Source organism: Streptomyces sp. NPDC088197 (assembly GCF_044741185.1).
Taxonomy (GTDB): Bacteria; Actinomycetota; Actinomycetes; order Streptomycetales; family Streptomycetaceae; genus Actinacidiphila.
In genome coordinates this window covers 414017-433006 of the sequence record NZ_JBIUSD010000007.1, presented here as the reverse complement: position 1 = coordinate 433006, position 18990 = coordinate 414017, and the positions used below count along the sequence as shown (strand labels likewise).

The 18990-nt window shown below is 71.4% G+C and carries 14 protein-coding genes; 3 read left to right on the top strand and 11 right to left on the bottom strand.

Features of this window, described 5'->3' with window-relative positions; translation table 11 throughout:
* Positions 1-18: 18 nt before the first annotated feature.
* From ACIOC1_RS20230 to ACIOC1_RS20180, 11 genes are all read right to left on the bottom strand, one after another.
* Positions 19-888 carry a phosphate ABC transporter ATP-binding protein gene (locus ACIOC1_RS20230; protein WP_401855754.1) on the bottom strand — a complete coding sequence of 290 codons (870 nt, stop codon included), beginning with the start codon at positions 886-888 and terminating at the stop codon, positions 19-21.
* Between the two features lie 168 nt (positions 889-1056).
* A complete protein-coding gene (locus ACIOC1_RS20225; RefSeq protein ID WP_401855752.1) occupies positions 1057-1983 on the bottom strand; it encodes a sortase in 927 nt (308 codons plus the stop codon).
* Between the two features lie 217 nt (positions 1984-2200).
* On the bottom strand, positions 2201-3652 hold the full coding sequence (locus ACIOC1_RS20220; RefSeq protein WP_401855750.1) for a hypothetical protein: 1452 nt from the start codon (positions 3650-3652) through the stop codon (positions 2201-2203).
* A gap of 152 nt (positions 3653-3804) precedes the next feature.
* A complete protein-coding gene (locus ACIOC1_RS20215; RefSeq protein ID WP_401855747.1) occupies positions 3805-4926 on the bottom strand; it encodes a hypothetical protein in 1122 nt (373 codons plus the stop codon).
* Between the two features lie 133 nt (positions 4927-5059).
* A complete protein-coding gene (locus ACIOC1_RS20210; RefSeq protein WP_355336915.1) occupies positions 5060-6169 on the bottom strand; it encodes a hypothetical protein in 1110 nt (369 codons plus the stop codon).
* 218 nt (positions 6170-6387) lie between these two features.
* Positions 6388-8841, bottom strand: coding sequence for a hypothetical protein (locus ACIOC1_RS20205; RefSeq protein WP_401855744.1), 2454 nt, complete (start codon positions 8839-8841; stop codon positions 6388-6390).
* Positions 8828-10591 (bottom strand): phosphate ABC transporter substrate-binding protein PstS, encoded by a 1764-nt coding sequence (locus ACIOC1_RS20200; RefSeq protein WP_401855741.1) that lies wholly within the window; start codon positions 10589-10591, stop codon positions 8828-8830. The genes ACIOC1_RS20205 and ACIOC1_RS20200 overlap by 14 nt, the downstream gene beginning before the upstream one ends.
* On the bottom strand, positions 10588-11991 hold the full coding sequence (gene pstA, locus ACIOC1_RS20195; protein WP_401855738.1) for a phosphate ABC transporter permease PstA: 1404 nt from the start codon (positions 11989-11991) through the stop codon (positions 10588-10590). The genes ACIOC1_RS20200 and pstA overlap by 4 nt, the downstream gene beginning before the upstream one ends.
* Before the next feature lie 122 nt (positions 11992-12113).
* Positions 12114-13142, bottom strand: coding sequence for a phosphate ABC transporter permease subunit PstC (pstC, locus tag ACIOC1_RS20190; protein ID WP_355337214.1), 1029 nt, complete (start codon positions 13140-13142; stop codon positions 12114-12116).
* A gap of 255 nt (positions 13143-13397) precedes the next feature.
* Entirely contained in the window at positions 13398-13784 is a 387-nt protein-coding gene (locus ACIOC1_RS20185) for a hypothetical protein (RefSeq protein ID WP_355336911.1), read from the bottom strand.
* 259 nt (positions 13785-14043) lie between these two features.
* Positions 14044-14739, bottom strand: a complete 696-nt coding sequence (locus ACIOC1_RS20180; RefSeq protein WP_401855734.1) for a PH domain-containing protein — start codon at positions 14737-14739, stop codon at positions 14044-14046.
* Between the two features lie 789 nt (positions 14740-15528).
* Between ACIOC1_RS20180 and deoC the strand changes: the two genes are divergently transcribed.
* Genes deoC through ACIOC1_RS20165 form a run of 3 tightly spaced genes read left to right on the top strand, consistent with a single transcriptional unit; the run spans position 15529 to position 18867 of the window.
* A complete protein-coding gene (gene deoC, locus ACIOC1_RS20175; protein WP_355336909.1) occupies positions 15529-16473 on the top strand; it encodes a deoxyribose-phosphate aldolase in 945 nt (314 codons plus the stop codon).
* 5 nt (positions 16474-16478) lie between these two features.
* Positions 16479-17999, top strand: coding sequence for an aldehyde dehydrogenase family protein (locus ACIOC1_RS20170; protein ID WP_355336908.1), 1521 nt, complete (start codon positions 16479-16481; stop codon positions 17997-17999).
* On the top strand, positions 17992-18867 hold the full coding sequence (locus ACIOC1_RS20165; RefSeq protein WP_401855730.1) for an aldehyde dehydrogenase family protein: 876 nt from the start codon (positions 17992-17994) through the stop codon (positions 18865-18867). Before ACIOC1_RS20170 ends, ACIOC1_RS20165 begins: the two co-directional genes overlap by 8 nt.
* Positions 18868-18990: the final 123 nt, after the last annotated feature.

The following is an 18990-nucleotide window of genomic DNA, read 5'->3' as shown; positions in this document are numbered from 1 at the left end:
CGCACGGGGCGCCGCCGCTCAGCCGAACCGGCCGTTGACGTAGTCCGACGTGCGTGGGTCCTGCGGGCGGTTGAACATGTCGTCGGTCGGGCCGTGCTCCACGATCACGCCGGGCGTGCCCTGTTCGGCGAGGAAGAAGGCGCAGGAGTCCGAGACACGGGCGGCCTGCTGCATGTTGTGGGTGACGATGACGATGGTCACGTCGTCGGACAGCTCGCCGATGGTCTGCTCGATGCGCCGCGTGGAGGTCGGGTCGAGCGCGGAGCACGGCTCGTCCATCAGCAGCACGCGCGGCCGTACCGCCAACGACCGTGCGATGCAAAGGCGTTGCTGCTGGCCGCCGGAGAGCGCGCCGCCGGGCTGCCGCAGCCGGTCGCGTACTTCCTTCCACAGCCCGGCCTTGGTCAGGCACTCCTCGACCAGGTCGTCGCGCTCGCCGCGCCCGGCCTTGACGCCGTTCATCTTCAGTCCGGCCAGCACGTTGTCGTAGATCGACATCGCGGGGAACGGGTTCGGCTTCTGGAAGACCATGCCGATCTCGCGGCGGGCGTGGGTGATCCGGCGGCCCCGGTCGTAGATGTCCTCGCCGTCGAGCAGGACCTGCCCGGCGAGCGAGGCGGTGCCGATCAGTTCGTGCATGCGGTTGAGGATGCGCAGGAAGGTGGACTTGCCGCAGCCGGAGGGGCCGATCAGCGCGGTGACGCGCTGCGCGGGCATGGTGAGCGACACCCGGTCGAGCACCTTGTGGTCGCCGAACCAGGCCGACACCTCACGGGCGTCGAGGGTCGCGGAACGGGAGGCGGAGCGGGAATCGAAGCGGGGGTCGCCGCCGGTCGGCGGGTCGCCGGGGACGGGCGGCAGTACGACGGTCTCGTCAGTCGCTGACATCGTGTTCCTCATATGCGTCGGGTATGCGTCGGGGCGGTTCGTGGCGGGCTCGGTCCGAAAGCGGCTCAAGCGGTCAGGTCCCAGGCGGTCCGGTACCAGGCGGTCCGGTCCCGGGAGGTCCGGCCTCCAGCACGCCGGTCCAGCACGCCGGTCCCAAGTACGCCGGTCTCACAGCAGGTTGGGCAGCAGGCGGGTGGCCTCACCGGACAGGGCGACCACGACGGCGGCGAGCACCGGGACCGCGCAGATCCACGTCTGCCAGCGCCCCCAGCGCCGGTAGGTCCAGGTGACGGCGACCGCGACGAGCAGCAGCCCCTGCGTCCACAGCAGGATCGGCAGCCAGGCGGCCGGGTCACCGGCCAGCGGCTGCTCGGCCGCCGAGATGCCGCCGCCCGCCGCCGGGCCCGGCTGGACGTCGCTGACCAGTTCCGCGTCCACCCGCAGCACACCGTGCGGGGTGTAGAGGCCGCCGGTCGCGGTCATCAGGATCAGCCGGCCCTGTCCGGTGCCGGGCAGCGCGGGCGCCGGGTCGCCCGCGTGCCGCACTCCGGTCACCTGGTACCGCTGCTGGCCCTGGCCCGTCGTGACGGTGATCGGGTCCCCGGCCTTCAGCTCGTCGATGTGGTTGAACGGGCTGCCGTAGCCCCACTGACGGCCCATCACGATGCTGGTGCCCGGCTGGCCCGGCAGCGGGGTGTCCCTGCGGTGCCCAGGACCCGACCTGAGCACACCGGACGTCGTGCCCTGGAAGACGACCTCCTTGAGGCCGATCGCCTTGATGTGCAGCACCGCGACCGGCGAACCCAGCGGCACGGGCTCGCCCTTGTCGTCCAGGCGGCCCACCGGGGCCGTGCCCTTGGCGAGTTGGGCGCGCAGGTCGGCGTAACCGGTCTGCTGGGCGCGGGCGTGCTCGACGTGGCCGAGCAGCGTGAGATTGACGACGAATCCGAGCAGCAGCGCGGCCAGCAGGGTCAGCGCCGCGCCCGGGACGACGAACCAGGCGGCGGGCGGCTGTTCGGCCGCCCTACCTATCTGCGGCTCGGCCGGTTCCGGCGGCGGCCCGGCGGCCTCACGGGACGGTGACAGTACGGCCACGGGTGGCGCTCCTTCGCGTGTGTGCGTTTCGCTGACGTGCTCGGACGGGGGGTCGGCGCCGCGGTCTCGTACGCGGCCCCGACAGCGGTCGTACGGACCGGTCGTAGCGGCCGGTCGTAACGGCCGGTCGTACGGCGGCAGTACGGCCGGTCGCCGGGCGGCGGACGGTCGGAACCGCCCGCCGCCCGGCGTACCGCGTACCGCGTACCGCGTACGGTCAGTCGCGCGGCGTGGGACCGAAGGTGAGCAACTTGCCGTCCCTGCGCACCCGGTAGGCGGCATAGCCGCCACCGGTCACCATCAGGAACGCCAGCACGCTCAGCGGGACGACACCGGTGGCTCCGGTGGCCGCCAGCGGGCCGTTGCCGCCGCCGGAGCCGCCCGACGTCCCCGACGAACCGCCGCTGGACAGACCGCCGTTGGACGCGCCGCCGTCGGTCGACGTGCCTCCGCCGTCCGCGCCGCCGGTGTCGGTGGGCGTGTCCGTGGGGGTGTCGGTCGGGGTGTCCGTGGGCTCGTCGGTCGGCGTGCCGGTCGGGTCGTCGGTCGGCCAGGTGCCCGCGCCCGCCGTGAACGCGAACGTCTGCTTGATGCCGCTGGTCGCGCCGGTCAGCACCAGGGAGTGGCTGCCGTCGGCGAGGTCGGCGGGCAGGGTCACCGCGTAGTTGGCGATCTTGCCGCTGTTGTCGGCGGTCGCGTCGTCGGCAGCCGGGGACCCGTCCAGCGCGAAGGTGATCTTCTCGCCGTTCCCGCCCGTGGGGCCCGGCAGGAACCCCTCCGCGGTGACCTTGATCTTCTGGCCCTTGGTGAGCGCCGGGGTGTCGTGCAGTTCGGTCCCGGAGTCGTCGAGCACGGTCAGGTCGGGCTCGGCCACCACGGGATACGACACCCCGTTCTGGCTGGCGGCGAACTTGAGCGGGTCGCTGGGCGTGAACTGCGCCGAGAGCGTGATGACGCCGGGGTTGCCGATCCCTGGAATGCTCGCCGTCGCCACGCCGTTGACCAGCGGAATCATGTTCCCGCCGGTGACGGGCACGGCGCCCTGCTTGAAGGTCACGGTGCCTTCGGCGGTGTCCGGCGTGACGGTGGCCTTGAGGGTGATCTTCTTGTCCGCCACGGCCCGGCCCGCCGGGTCGACGGTGAGAACGACGGAGGTCGACGTCGGCGGGGTGACCGTCTTCACCGCCCAGTCGGAGCCGGTGATCTCGATGAACGTGGTGAAGGTCGGCAGGTCCCCGGCGGACGGGTCGGCGGACTTGCAGACCACGTCGATCGGATACGTGCCGTCGGCGAGTTCCACGCTTGACGCGTCGAACGCGGAGCTGATCGACCGGAGGATCGTGCCGTTGCCCCCCGAGGCCGGGAGCCGCGCGGTGATGGGGGCGGTCGAGAACGGGGCGCCGTTGGTCAAGTGGGTCGCCAGGAGCGACTCCGCGCCGTCGAGGACGATGTACACGCTCACGGCGTCCTGGTAGTTCGTGGGGCATGCCTGGTCGACCGAGACCGACGTGAAGGCCGGGGAGTCGTCGACGGTGCCGGCGGCGGGCGACAGCGTCACGTTCCCGGCCAGATCCGCGTTCGCGGTCCCCGCGGTGGTGAGGACCAGGGCCCCGGTGCCCAGGACCAGTGCGAGCACGCTCAGCAGCGCCGCGTGCATTCTTCGTTTCATGTCTCCTCGTCCCCTCGGGGATATGCGTCGGTCGTACGAGTCGTGCGGGTCGTGCGGTGGCGGTGCCGTTCCCGCCGTGTCACGGCGGCAGCCGGGCATCTGGACGATGCCCGGCCGGTGGTACGTCTGTGCTGGTCAGCGCTGTTTCGCGGTCACTTCGTGGTGAAGGTGAAGGAGACCTGGACGAAGCTGCACAGACCGGTGAGGGTCAGGGTGTGGGAGCCGCGGGCGATCAGCTTCGGCACCGTCAGGTCGTAGCCGGTGACCGAGCCCCGCGCGTCGGTCGCCACCGGGGCGAAGAGCGCGAGGGCGTTGGACACGAACGGCAGCACCTGCTCCTGGCTCTGCGGCAGGAAGCCCTGCGCGGAGACCTTGATGTGCTGTCCGGGGGTCAACTGCGGGCTGTCCCCGAGGGCGTTGCCGTCCGCGTCGGTCACCGTGACGGACGGCGCGTTGACGAACGAGTAGCTGAGGACCGAGTAGTCCTGCGCGTAGGCGAGTTGGTCGGCGGGGATGAAGACCGCGATGTAACTGCGGACGTTCGGCGCGGTGTTGGCCGGCGGCTGGAAGGTGGCCACGCCGTTCACGACCGGCACCGGGGTGTCGTACACGGTGACGCCGTTGTCCGCCTCGAACTGGACGGCTCCGGGCACGCCGCCCGCGACCTTCGCGGTGAGCGTGAAGGGCTTGCCGACCTGGACGTGGTGGGCCGGGTCGGCGCTGAGCCTGACGCTGGTGGCGACCGGGGCGGCGTGACTGGAGACCTGCCAGGTGTCACCGGTCACGTCGATGAAGCCGGTGAACGTCGGGTGCTCGGGGAAGTTCGCCCGGTCGGCGTTCGCGCAGGTCACGTGGATCGGGTAGGTGCCGTCCGCCACCGGGACACTGGCGACGTCGAAGGCGGTGGCGATCGACCGGACGATGGTGCCGTTGCCCGACGCCTCCGGGACCTGCGCCGTGACCGGGGCCTTGGTGTACGGGGCGCCGCCGGTCAGGTGGGAGGCCAGGAGCGACTCCCGGCCGTCCGGCACCACGAGCGACACCGTGAGGGCGTCCTGGTAGTTCGCCGGGCACGCCTTGTCGACCGACACCCGCGCGAACGGCGAGTCGTCGTCGATGCCGGTGCCGCGGGCGGTGAGGGTGACCGTACCCGAAGTCGCCGTCGGGGTACCGGTGGTGGCGTCTGCGGTGGCCGCCCCCGCGAGCAGCGCGCCCGTGCCCATGGCCAGTGCGAGCGCGCCGACCAGAACGCCGCGCAGTCTTCGTCTCGTCATTGTCTTCTCTCCCCCTGAAGGAGTCCGGTGTGTACGTGGCACCGCGTCGCGGTGCCGGGAGCGGCCGGGCGCCCCCGAGGGACGCCCGGCCCGGCGGACGGTGGTCCGCCGCTGTGACGGGTCAGACGACGGGTCAGACGAGGTCGCGGCTGACCAGGGTGGTCGCGTTGCCGCAGTTGGTGTCGGTGCCGAAGCCGTACTTGTTGATCACCGTGGTGGTGGAGTCGTACTTGGCGGTGCACACCTTGGAGGCGCTGCCGACGAAGGTGTTCTTGATGAGCGTCTCGCCGGTCACCCGGCTGTCCGGGATGACGTTGTAGACCTCACGCGTGACCGGGAACGCGGTGTTGAGGTTCCCGCTCGCGTTCAGCGGCGCGGTGGAGTTGACGGTCTTGAGCACCGCGCCGTTGCGACGGTCGGTCACGCCCGGCAGGGAGCGGCCCTGCGCGATGTGCTGCGCGATCGAGAACGGCATGAGGTCGTTCGGGCCCTGGAGGGCGCTGCCGTTGTGCTCCTGGACGGCGGCGCCGTTCGCGGCGGTGTCCTTGACGCAGGACGGCAGGGTGGTGGCGTTGAAGCCCAGCGTCGAGGCCCAGAACTTGCGGGTGCCGGAACCGGCCTGCGGCACCAGCGGGTGGACGGTGACGCCGCCGATGGTCGGGTACGTGCCGGCCGGCAGCGGGTTGCCCGCCGTGTCCAGGCAGTTGTAGACCCGGGTCAGGTCGGAGGTGGCCTTCTGGGCGTTCGTCAGGGAGGAACCACCGGCCAGGTACGTGAAGTTGGCGGGCAGGTTGGTGGTGGTCGCCGTCGCCGCCGTCACCGCGTCCACGGCGAACGGGATGAAGGTGAACTGGCCCGTGGCGTTGGGGGTGGAGGAGGACCGGGCGAAGTCGATGCAGTGGCTGCCGGCCGCGATGTCGGCGCGCAGCGCGTTGACACCGGCGCCCGAGCCGTCGGGGCGGGTGACCGACGCACAGGTGGTGTCCCGCGTCGAGATCGTGGAGGAACCGGTGGCGTCGTAGGACGCGATCAGGTTGCCGTCCGAGGAACCGGTCGGGTTCGGGTCGGCGATCTTGTTGCCGAGGCCGTTGAGCACGTCCTGCGTGGTGTCGGAGCCGACCGCGACGAGCGTGCGGTGGACGCCGGCCGCCGGGTCGGCCTGAGCCGTACCGGCCACGATGGTGACACCGAGGGTCGCGGTACCGACCACGATCGCCGCCCGCTTGGCGAATTTCACGTTCACTGTATTTCCTCCGAGTCGATGCGGATGGAATTTCCAGACGTGTGACACGCAAGGAGAATTGATAATTCCCCCCAAAAGACCTGACCTGTCGGTCCGGCCATGAATGATCCTGCCGATCCCCTCAAGAAGTGGCAACCAAAATTACCGCCCCGCAAAAGTGAACAACGGGTATTCCGAATTCTCTTTTATTTTCCTTCCAAGGGGCGCCCAAGTACCCGTCACACCGGTCTCCTGCCGCGGACGACGCCCGCGCGCATCAGCAGGGGCCCGGCCAGGGAGCCCGCGATGCCCGCGATGAGGACGATCAGCAGCACCCAGCGGACGGCGCCGAGAATCGCCTGGGGGGTGGTGCCGCCGGTCTGGGCGACGTTGCTGACGGGGGGCGAGGCGGCGGGTCCGCCGGTGGAGCCCTTGGTCGTACCGGCCGCGGGGGCCGACGACGACGGGGACGCGGGCGGTGCGCCGCCCGGACCCGGTCCCCCGCCGGTCGCTCCGTGGCCGGCGCCGCCGCCCGTACCGCCGCCGGCCGTTCCCGTACCGCCGGGGCCGGAGCCGGAACCGCCGTTGGAGGACGTGTCACCCGGTCCCGTGGCCGGGGGCACACCGGCGATCAGGGCGGACGCGGCCGTGAGGGCCTGTTCGCGCAGGGTGGCGGTCAGGGGTGCGTAGCCGAGCGGCAGCAGGCCGAAGCCGATGCCCTGTCGCTGGCCGGAGCCCGCCGCGTACCGGATCAGCGCGGCGTAGGTCTTGCGGTCGGCGGCGTCCAGCGAGGTGGAGGCGGCGGCGTAGGTGACGGTGGTGAGCGGGTAGGCGCCCGGTGTCTTCGCGGAGGGGTCCGCGTCCAGGACGCCCGGGGCCTTGCCCGCCTTCATCCCGTTCACCGCCCTGGTCATCGAGTCGACCGTCGGGGCGACGAACTGGCCGTCGGCGTTGAGGAGTTCGGCGGTGCCGAGCCGGTAGCGGGCGGCGCTGGCCGCGTCCGTCAGGCCCATGATGAAGTTCGAACCCGCGGGCTGCGTCTCGGCCTTGGTCAGCGCCGGGGGCGTGGACGTGGGGTTGAAGCCGGTGATGCCGCCGTTGTTGGCCTTGCGGACCGTCCTGGCGTCGTCGCTCAGACCGCTGCCGTACGGGTTCACGCCGACGGCCGTCAGCCGGATGTCGGGGAAGCGGCTGTCGGGCGCCCACACCGTCGGGTCCGGCTTGTCGAAGCCGGACGGCGGGGTGCTGACCGGTGCCAGTTCCAGGAAATACGGATTGATGACCGTGCCCCACGGGTCGGGTTTTCCGGAAAGGAAGCTGCGCGCGTCGGGGTCGGAGAGCAGCCATTTCCACAGCTGCCCCGCCGAATCGCTCGCGCCCTGCGGGACCCCGATACCGAATCCGCAGGAACTGCCCACGGGGTAGGGCACACCGGCGTTGAGCCGCGCGAATTCGGGATCGCGCTCGATACCGAACGGGTTCTTCGCCGGAAGTCTGCCGCGCGGGAAGTCGTTGCCCGGCAGGTCGCACTGGTAGGACTCGGTGAGCATCTTCGCCACGAGCCGCGCGTTCAGCCGTATCCGGGGCACCTGTTGGGACGATCCGGCGACCTGGACGCTGTAGCCGATGACGAGTCCGGAGACCGCGACCGGCGCGTGGACGACCGGTGCCACGTCCGGCTGGGGCAGTACCGGGTTCTCGATGAAGGCGAGTCCGGCCGAGCCCGTGCCGGGGCTGGTGACCTGCGTACGGGAGAAGTCCTCGAGCTGCGGAACGTATCCGTAGGTGACCTTCTGCGAGGTGCACAGGGTCGGCGCCCAGGAGCTCATCGCCTCGAAGATCATCTCGGAGCCGATGGTGGGCTGTTCGTCCTGGCCGATCGGGCAGGGCGAGTCGGTCGGGGCGAAGTCGAGGCGGAACACGATGCGTTGGGCCCAGTTCCCCGCGGACAGCGGGGAGCTGATCAGTCCGTTGGGCGGCGGCGCTTCGGAGCCGTCGGGTTCGTGGGTGCCGCGGGGCACGACCACGAGCCAGCACGGCTCGGGCGCCTGACCGGTCCTCGCCACCGTGCCGCACCCCAGGATCGGCGAGGTGTCCGCGTCCTCCGCCTGGAAGATCGTCTGGCCGCTGCCGTCGACGCCGGTCGTGGCGAGGTCCTGCTCATTGGTCGCGTACTGCGTGAAGAACTGGTTGACGTCGGTCGAGCTGGCGCCCTTCACCGTGGTGAAGGGCACGGTGTGCTGCGCCGGCTCCAGCGGGTCCAGATTGCCCACGCTCCGCCCGACGTTGAGCACGCCCGTGTTCGGCGGCGGGTTCCCGTACTCGCACTGCTCCGGGGTCGGGCCGGTCGCCGCGTCACCCCAGCACTGCATGAGCTGGAGGTAGTTGCCCGCGTTGTTGGGCGAGCTCTTCACCCCGCCCGCCCATGAGACCTTCAGTCCCTGCGTCCGCAGATTCCTCGTCTGCTCGACCGTCACCCTCAGGTGCGAGAAGTCGTCGTAGGGACCCTTGGTGCCGGGCTTGGTGACGGCGGAGCCGGTGTCCGTGCCGGTGTCCGCGTGGGCCTGTCCGCCGCCCGCCGACGGCGGCAGCAGGGTCAGGCCGACGGCGGCGAGCAGCGAGGTGAGGAGCGCGCCGAGGCGGACCGACAGGACGCGGCCTCGGGCGGCTCCGGGGTGGTTACGCGCGGCCATCACGCCTCCCGTTCCTGGTCAGCCGCCTGGCGAAGGTGGGCGGGGCGAGGACGACCAGCAGCAGCGCCAGGGCGGAGAGCCCCATGAGCCAGGTCCGCATGCCCCAGAAGGTCTCGTTGCCGACGCCGACGCTGGAGGCGACGATGTCCTGGTTGCCGCCGGTGCCGCCGGAGTCGCCCGCGGGCAGTCCGGTGTCGGGGTCGACGCTCTGGCCGGTGCCGCCCGTGGCGGTCGTACCGCCGGTGGTGGCGCCGCTCGTACCGGCCGTGGTGCCGCCGGACGTGGTGCCCGTACCGCCGCTCGCCCCCGCCGTGGTGCCGGACGAGCCGCCGCCCGTACCGCCGGAACCGCCGCTGCTCCCGCCGGAGTTGCCGCCGTTGGAGCCGCCGCCGGAGGCGGCGTTGGCCTGCGGCTTGACCGAGGTGGGCTGCCTGGACGCGCCGCCCGTGCCGTCGGAGCACTGCTGCGTGCCCTGCCGGTCGCACGCCTTGGGGAACGGCGCGTTCTTGGCCAGGGTGTTGGTGCCGTCGCTGGAGAAGGTCGGATTGTGGCAGCCCGCCAGATTGATGGTCTGGGCCTGCACACCGGGGACGCGTTTGAGCTGGTCGAATCCGGCCTGCACGAGGTTCTTCGGCAGCGGCGAGAAGCCCAACGGCTGGGCCTGCGACTGGCCTTGGCACAGGAAGTAGTAGCCGAACGCGCCGAGCGTTCTGCCCTTGTCCTCGGTCAGCGGCGAGTCCAGCGAGGTCGGCAGGATCATGTAGCTGTAGCTGGACAGCGGATACGTCCGCGCGTCCTGGTACGCGTAGACCTTGTCGAGGATCTGCGTCAGATACTGCGAGGAGTTCTCGTCCTGGTTGATCTGCGCCTGGGTCAGCGCCACGGCGACGTTGGAGGCGGTGGGCTCGGTGTAGTAGCCCTTGGCGTTGAGCACCTTGGCGACCGGGAAGCCGGTGGTGACCGCGTAGGAGTACTCGACGTAGGTGATGGCGCCCTCGGCGTAGTTCTGCCGGGTGTAGCCGGACACGCCGAGCGAGCCGGACTGGGCGATGAAGCCGGAGCCGGGGATCACCGGGTAGTACGACGTCAGGCCGCACGGGGTGGGCTTGTTGGCGCGCTTGCAGTAGTCGTTCCACACCGCGCCCTGCTGCTTGGACATCCACAGCGTGAACTGGGCGGTGGTGCCCGAGCCGTCGGAGCGCACCACCGGGATGATCTTGCGGGCCGGGAGGGTGAGGCCGGGGTTGTCGGCGGCGATCTGCCGGTCGGACCAGTTGGTGATCCGGCCGGTGAAGATCTTGGCGACCGTGCCGCCGCTCAGCCGCAGATTGGTGACCCGCTTGCCGCCGATCTTCAGGTTGTACATGAAGGCCGTGCCGCCCGCGACGATCGGCATGTACGCGTAGCCGCGCTTGGGCGGAGGTTCACGCACCCCGAACTCGGTCATGCCGTAAGGGATTTCGGACACCGCGAAGTCGACGGTGCCATTGGTGAACTGCTGGCGGCCGTCGGACGAGCCGCTGCCCGTGTAGTCGACGGTCATCCCGTACTTCTTGACGCTCGCCCGCCACTGGTCGACGGCGTTCTGGCTCCAGGTCGAGCCGGCGCCGCTGATCCTCGCGTACGAGTCGGCCTTGGCCGGCGGTGCCTGGCCGAGGAACAGCAGCGAGACCAGCAGCGCGGCCATCGCCCCCGCTGCCGCCCTCGCCGCCCTCGCCGCCCTGAGGCCCGTCCAGCCGATCCTCTTCACGATCCGTCAACTCCCTGTGCAGGTTGGATTGTTGTCGTGCGGAAGGCCGGGGCGGCCGACGCCGACGAGTAGCCGTCGCGCGCCGCGGCGCGCTCGGTGAAGCGGCGCGTGTCCCGGCGGGAGGCGACGACCCTGCGGTGGGTGCCGCGCCTGCTCAACTGGCCCGCGTCGCGCCCGCCGAGGACCCGGGCGAGGGCGAAGAGCACCAGGACGAGCACCAGCAGCACCGACGCCGCGCCGAACCCGCGCGCGATCATGGTGGGTTGGGGGGACTTCACGAACTCGAAGGTCGCGAGCGGCAGCGACACCATCGGGTTCTGCGAGGGGTCGTAGTTGGTGCTCGCGCCGAAGCCCGCCGTCAGCAGGACGGGAGAGGTCTCGCCGATGCCGCGGGCGGTGCCGAGGATGACCGCGGTGGTCAGCCCCGACCGGGCGGTGGGCAGCACCACATGCCATACGGTCCGCCAGCGCGGCGACCCCAGCGCGTACGACGCCTCGCGCAGGGTGCCGGGCACCAGGCGGATCACCACGTCGGAGGCGCGGATGATGATCGGCAGCATCATCACGGAGATGGCCAGCGACGCCGCGAAGCCCGACTTGGGGACGTTCAGCGCGAGGATCACGGTGGCGTAGATGAACAGACCGGCCACGATCGACGGCAGCGCGGTCATCGCCTCGACGACCGTACGGACGAAACGCGCGTAGCGTCCGGGCACTTCGTTGAGGAACACCGCGCACAGCAGTCCCGCCGGGACGGTGAGGACCAGGGCGATGCCGATCTCGATCAGCGTGCCGACCACGGCGTGCTTGATGCCGCCCGCGCTCAGCGGGTCGAGCGGCCCGGTGACGGACATGTCCTGGGTGAAGAAGTTCAGGTGCGGTATCGCCCTGCGGCCGGACCACAGCGTGTAGACGACGACGAACAGCAGCGCGACCAGCAGCAGCACCGCGATGCTGTGGACCACGGCGGAGGCGATCTTGTCGCGCACCACCGGGCCGTCCTCGTCGAAGGAGACCAGCAGCGCGTACAGCGCGATGAACAGCGCGTACCAGAAGACGACGAAGCCGAGGGCCCCGCTGAAGGGGGCGATCCTGGCGAAGAACAGCCAGGTGAGGGAGAGGGAGGCGGCTGCCGAGCCGAGCAGTCCGAGCAGGTCGGTCTGGCGGACGGTGGAGGTGGAGCGCCGGCGTTCCGCTGCCGCGGGGGGCGGGCCGGGGATGACGGTGCCGGTGCCGGGGGCCTTCGTGGCCGGGTGCGCCGGGGCGGTGGCGGGCGCCGTGGGATCGCCGGCGTCCAGCTCTACGGTGTCCGGCCCGGCCGTACCCGTCCCGGCTCCGGCGGTGGCGGTCCCGGCGGATTCCGGCGCCTTGGTGACGGAGTCCGGTGCGTCCGTGGTCATACGAGGGGGTCTCCTGGTTCCGCCGATCGCTCGGCCTACGGCGTGCGTGCGGCTGACGGATGCGGGCTGACGGCTGCGGGCTGACGGTGGGGCGGCGGCTCAGCGGCTCGGCTACTGGGCGGCTACTCGGCGGTGGCGCCGGACCGGCTGCGGGCGACGATCGACGAAGCGGCGAAGTTGACCACCAGCGTCATGAGGAAGAGGGCCAGACCCGCGGCCATCAGCGCGGACATGCCCAGCGGGCTGGCCTCGCCGTACCGCAGCGCGATCAGCGACGAGACGGAGCTGGTGCCGCTCTGGAGGATGTGCGGCTGGATGACGAAGATCGGCGAGATGACCAGGTAGACGCCGATGGTCTCGCCGAGCGCGCGGCCCAGGCCGAGCATGGTGCCGCCGATCATGCCGCCCATGCCGTAGGGCAGGACGACCGAGCGGATCATGCCCCAGCGGGTCGCGCCCAGCGCGTACGCGCCCTCCCGCTCCCCCACCGGGGCCTGCGAGAACACCTCGCGGATGATCGAGCAGATGATCGGGGTGACCATCATGGCCACGACGATTCCGGCGACGAAGGTGGACGCGGTGTAGACGGTCGCGGTGGCGAGCGGATCGTGCGGGTCGGCGCCGTCCACGTGGAAGAGCGGGATCCAGCCGAAGTACGTCGACAGCCAGCGGGCCAGGCCGATCACCTTGCCCTGGAGGAAGAACAGCCCCCACAGGCCGTAGACCACCGACGGCACGGCGGCCATCAGGTCCACGGTGCTGACCAGCGTGCGGCGCAGCCTGGCGGGGGCGTACTCCGAGATGTACAGCGCCGTGCCGATCGCCATCGGCACCGCGATGACGATGGCGACCGCCGCGATCAGCACCGTGCCGATGATGACCGCCGCGATGCCGAAGTGCCCGGCGTCCGGGTCCCATTCGGCGGTGGTCAGGAACGCCGGAACGCCCACCTTGCGCAGCGCCTGCCACGCCCGGTACAGCAGGAATCCGCCGACCAGCAGCATCACGACGAGCACCAGGCTGCCGCCGCCGCGCGCCACTGCCCTGAACACCCGGTCGGGCAGCCCCGAGTCGGCGTGCAGCCGCCGGGCGCTGTCGGCTCCGGGCCCGTCACCCTGGTCCGGCTCGCCGGTTCTCGCCAGTGTTCGCATCGTCACGCATTGACGCTCATGGTCCGCGATGGCCGCATTCGCAAGCCGATGTGAACGACAGCACCCGTAGGGGCAACTTCGGTTTCCGTACGGAATCACGTGGGCCGTACAGCCGTACGGGTCGGGGGCGGCGGGCGGGGCGGGGCGCGGGGCGGACGCGGGGCGCGGGGGCCGGCCGGGCGGGCGGGGAAACACGGCGGCCACGTCCCGCCGCGCGTCGGCGCGGCACGGAACGTGGCCGTTGAGGTTCTTCGGTCAGCTCGCGTCGTCCCAGGGCACGGATTCGGCGGCGCCGAGCCCGAGCAGCGTCAGACGGAACCGGTCGTACGCGGCCTGGCACGTCGAGTGGCGCTCGTACGCCCGCGCCGACACGGCCTGCACACGACCCTCACTGTCCCGTAACCGCCAGATCCATCCATTGGACTCGGCGGCGTGCTGTACTCCGCCCGCCAGTCCCTCCGCGCTCTCGCACAGCCCCTCGAAGGACGCCCTGCACGCGGCGTCGTCCGGATACGCGTTCGCCCCGAGAGCGATCACCCGGCCGTTGTTCGCCGTCAGTCGCCACGAGTGCCACCCGTTCTCGTCGATGTCGATCTGACACCGTGTCCCCACCACACTGGCCCCACCGATCTCTCCTGCCATCTGCCGCAACCCCACCCCTGATGACCTCTTTGTCGCCCCACGTCGAGGAAGGCCGCACGCGCGGTAGATCGTGCGGCACGGGCAATGTATGTGGCCTCAGATAATTGAGGGTTGTCTCACAGGTTGCCCACGGCATCCTTCACCGCGAAGTTGCCCCTTGTTCACGGACGGTCGCTAGGGGTGACGTTCGCAGGGCGCGCCGGGCGGCGCGGGGGCCTCGGGGGGTCTCCGCAGGGCTCAGGGGGCCTCGGGGGGAGGGTCAGCCGCCGATGGCGAGGAGGACGACGAGGACGACGAAGCCGGCGACGGCCGGGGCGATGACCTCGTAGGCCCAGCGGATCTCGGGCTTCGGGGGCTCGGAGCCGTCGTCGGCGCCGTGCCGCTCCTTGAGCTCGCGCAGCTCGTGGATGGCCTGGTCGGAGGGCGAACGGAAGGCGCCGTCGTCGTCGACCGGGAGGCCGGGGCGCGGCTTGCGGCGCGGGGGCGCGCCGAAGGGGTCGTCGCCCGCCGCCTTGGCGCGCATCTGCTGCTTGGTCGCGCGCTTGCGCGCGCGCAGCGAGACCGGGATCGCCCAGATCTGGTACTTCTTGCCGCCCGCGAACAGCTCGTTCGAGAACGACGCGCGCAGCGACTCGACGCCGGCCCACGCCACCGAGATCGTCCTGAACGGGTTGCGGACCTTGAGCCGCTGCTCGCCCGCGTAGACGGCGGGCCGCAAGGTGAACGCCACGATCAGCGGGATCGCCAGCAGCAGTGAGGCCAGCGCCAGCCACGGCGCGTGTCCCTTGCCGTGCACCACGGCGTCGCCGCCCAGCCACAGCGCGAGCACCAGCAGCAGCACACCGGCGCACAGTCCGGCCACCGAGCGGTAGACCCGGTCGGGGTACTGCGGTGTCCCGCCTGCCGGGTCGGGCGTGGTGGCCTGCGCGGCCGGGCGGTTGTGGTGGCTCGTCATAATCCCCGATTCTGCCCCACCGAGCCGCCGCCCTCGGCCCCGGCCCTGTTGCGTTCCCGCATCTTTCCCCCAAACCCGCACTTCCCGCCAGGCGCGCGCAGAACCGCGCGCGCAACCCCCCACCGGCCGGAGGCGGGAAAACATCCGGGCTGCCCCGCCCGGGACCGGTGGCGACCTGCGGGAGCGCCATGGCTGGCCGCGCAGTTCCCCGCGCCCCCCAAAAAGATCGGCCCGCCGCCCGGGCGAAAGGGGCCCCGCCCCGCCAGGGGCGCGAGGAACTGCGCGCGCAACCCACCACCGGCCGGAGGCCGGGAAACAACCGGACTGCCCCGCCGGGACCGGTCGTGACCTGCGCGGAGCGCCATGGCTGGCCGCGCAGTTCCCCGCGCCCCCAAAAAGACCGGCCCGCCCCCCATGCGAAAGGGGCCCCGCCCCGCCAGGGGCGCGGGGAACCGCGCGAGCAACCCACCACCGGCCGGTGGCCGGGAAACAACCGGACTGCCCCGCCGGGACCGGTGGCGACCTGCGCGGAGCGCCCACGCGGCGGCAGCCGCAGATCGGACACAGCCCCGCGCCCCTCAAAAGATCGGCCCGCCGCCCAAGGCGGAGAAGGGTTCAGAGGGGAGCCCCGGGAGATCGGGGGCCGTCGAGGGTGGGGGAACCCTCGCCCGGAGGGGGGTGGCGGGTTGCTACGCGCGTAGATATGCTGAGGTGGTGACCATGTCTTCGCCGCCGCCTACGCCGGTAGTCCCCGCCTATGATCCCGATGCCGCGCGCCGTACGGCGACGATGTCGGATGTGACCGCTTCGGACAGCGCCCTGCGCCGCTTCCTGCACGGACTGCCGGGGGTGGACGCGGTGGGCCTGGAAGGACGGGCGGCGTCGCTCGGCACACGGTCGATCAAGACGACGGCGAAGGCGTACGCCATCGACCTGGCGATCTCGATGATCGACCTGACGACGCTGGAGGGCGCGGACACGCACGGCAAGGTCCGGGCGCTGTGCGCGAAGGGCGTGCGTCCTGACCCGACCGACCGCACGACCCCGAAGGTCGCGGCGATCTGCGTGTACCCCGACATGGTGGCGACGGCCAAAGAGGCCCTGGGCGACTCCGGCGTGCACGTCGCCTCGGTGGCGACGGCCTTCCCGGCCGGCCGGGTCGCGCGCGACGTGAAGCTGGCCGACACCGCCGACGCGGTCGCGGCCGGCGCGGACGAGATCGACATGGTGATCGACCGCGGCGCGTTCCTGTCCGGCCGCTACATGGACGTCTTCGAGGAGATCCGCGCCGTCAAGGAGGCGTGCGCCCGCCCCGACGGCGAGAGCGCCGCCCACCTGAAGGTGATCTTCGAGAACGGCGAGCTGGCGACGTACGACAACATCCGCCGCTGCTCCTGGCTGGCGATGCTGGCGGGCGCGGACTTCATCAAGACCTCGACCGGCAAGGTCGCGGTCAACGCGACCCCCGCGAACACCCTGCTCATGCTGGAAGCGGTCCGCGACTTCCGCGCGGCCGTCGGCGTACAGGTCGGAGTGAAGCCCGCGGGCGGCATCAGGACCTCCAAGGACGCCGTGAAGTACCTGGTGATGGTCAACGAGACGCTCGGCGACGACTGGCTGTCCCCCGACTGGTTCCGCTTCGGCGCCTCCAGCCTGCTCAACGATCTGCTGATGCAGCGTCAAAAGCTCAGCACCGGCCGGTACTCCGGTCCCGATTACGTGACGGTGGACTGAAAACCATGACCGACCAGAGCACCGACCAGAGCACCGGCCAGAGCACCGGCCAGCCCGGCGTGCGGCCCGGCCGGAATCCCGGCCAGCGACCCGGCCAGAAATTCGCGTACGCGCCCGCGCCCGAGTCGCGGTCCGTCGTCGACATCGCGCCTTCCTACGGCCTGTTCATCGACGGCGAGTTCACCGCCGCCGCCGACGGCACCGTCTTCAAGTCCGTCTCGCCGTCCAGCGAGGAAGTCCTCGCCGAGGTCGCGCGCGCGGGCGAGGCAGACGTGGACCGCGCGGTGAAGGCGGCCCGCAAGGCGTTCGAGAAGTGGTCCGCGCTGCCGGGCGCCGAGCGCGGCAAGTACCTCTTCAGGATCGCCCGCATCATCCAGGAGCGCTCCCGCGAACTGGCGGTGCTGGAGTCGCTGGACAACGGCAAGCCGATCCGCGAGACCCGCGACGTCGACCTCCCGCTGGTCGCCGCGCACTTCTTCTACTACGCGGGCTGGGCCGACAAGCTGGCGTACGCGGGCTACGGCCCCGACCCGCGCCCGCTCGGCGTGGCCGGCCAGGTCATCCCGTGGAACTTCCCGCTGCTGATGCTGGCCTGGAAGATCGCCCCGGCGCTGGCCGCGGGCAACACGGTGGTGCTCAAGCCCGCCGAGACCACCCCGCTGTCCGCGCTGTTCTTCGCCGACGTCTGCCGCCAGGCCGGCCTCCCGCGCGGTGTCGTCAACATCCTGACGGGGTACGGGGACGCGGGCGCGGCCCTGGTCGCGCACGAGGGCGTGGACAAGGTCGCCTTCACCGGCTCCACCGGGGTCGGCAAGGCCATCGCCCGTACGGTCGCGGGCACGGACAAGAAGGTCACGCTGGAGTTGGGCGGCAAGGCGGCGAACATCGTCTTCGACGACGCCCCGGTCGACCAGGCCGTCGAGGGCATCGTCAACGGCATCTTCTTCAACCAGGGCCATGTCTGCTGCGCGGGCTCCCGGCTGCTGGTCCAGGAGTCGGTGCAGGACGAGGTGCTCGACGCGCTCAAGCGGCGGATGGCGACGCTGCGGGTCGGCGACCCGCTGGACAAGAACACCGACATCGGCGCGATCAACTCGGCCGAGCAGTTGGCCCGGATCACCGCGCTGGCGCAGGCCGGTGAGGAGGAGGGCGCCGAGCGCTGGGCCCCGGCGTGCGAACTGCCCGACGCCGGTTACTGGTTCGCGCCGACGCTGTTCACCGGCGTCACCCAGGCGCACCGCATCGCCCGCGAGGAGATCTTCGGCCCGGTCCTGTCGGTGCTGACCTTCCGCACCCCGGCCGAGGCGGTCGAGAAGGCCAACAACACCCCGTACGGCCTGTCCGCGGGCATCTGGACCGAGAAGGGCTCGCGCATCCTGTCGATGGCGAACAAGCTCCGGGCCGGTGTGGTGTGGGCGAACACGTTCAACAAGTTCGATCCGGCCTCCCCCTTCGGCGGCTACAAGGAGTCCGGTTACGGCCGCGAGGGCGGTCGGCACGGCCTGGAGGGGTACCTCGATGTCTGACGTCCGCGACGCTCGGCTGAGCGTGTTCAAGACCTACAAGCTGTACGTCGGGGGCAAGTTCCCCCGCAGTGAGAGCGGTCGGGTGTACGAGGTGACGGACTCCAAGGGCGGCGCCTGGCTGGCCAACGCGCCGCAGGCGTCCCGCAAGGACGCGCGGGACGCGGTGGTCGCCGCCCGCAAGGCCGTGTCCGGCTGGTCGGGCGCGACCGCGTACAACCGCGGGCAGGTGCTGTACCGCGTCGCGGAGATGCTGGAGGGGCGGCGCGAGCAGTTCGTCCGCGAGGTCGCGGAGGCCGAGGGGCTCTCCAAGACGAAGGCCGGGGCCGCCGTCGACGCCGCCGTCGACCGCTGGGTCTGGTACGCGGGCTGGACCGACAAGATCGCCCAGGTGGTAGGGGGCGCCAACCAGGTGGCCGGTCCTTACTTCAACCTCTCGACGCCCGAGCCGACCGGTGTGGTCGCCGTCCTGGCTCCCCAGGACTCGTCCTTCCTCGGCCTCGTCTCGGTCCTCGCCCCGGTGATCGCCACCGGCAACACCGCCGTGGTCGTCGCCTCCGAGCGCTCGCCGCTGCCCGCGCTCTCCCTCGGCGAAGTCCTCGCCACCTCCGACGTGCCGGGCGGCGTCGTCAACATCCTCTCCGGCCGCACCTCCGAGATCGCCGCGCCCCTCGCCGCCCACCAGGACGTCAACGGCCTCGACCTCACCGGCGCCGACGCGGACCTCGCCGCCGAGTTGGAGCGGAGCGCGGCCGACAACCTGAAGCGGGTGCGCCGTCCGGCGCCGGAGGACTGGGGTACGGACCCCGGCCTCTCCCGCCTCACCGCGTGGCTCGAGACCAAAACCGTCTGGCACCCCATCGGCGTCTGACGGCTCCCCCGTAGGGGCGCGAGGAACTGCGCGACAAGCCACGACGTGCGTGCACGTCACCACCCGCCCCGGCGGGGCAGATCGGTGGTCTCCGGACCACCGGCCGGTGGGGGCGGGCCGCGC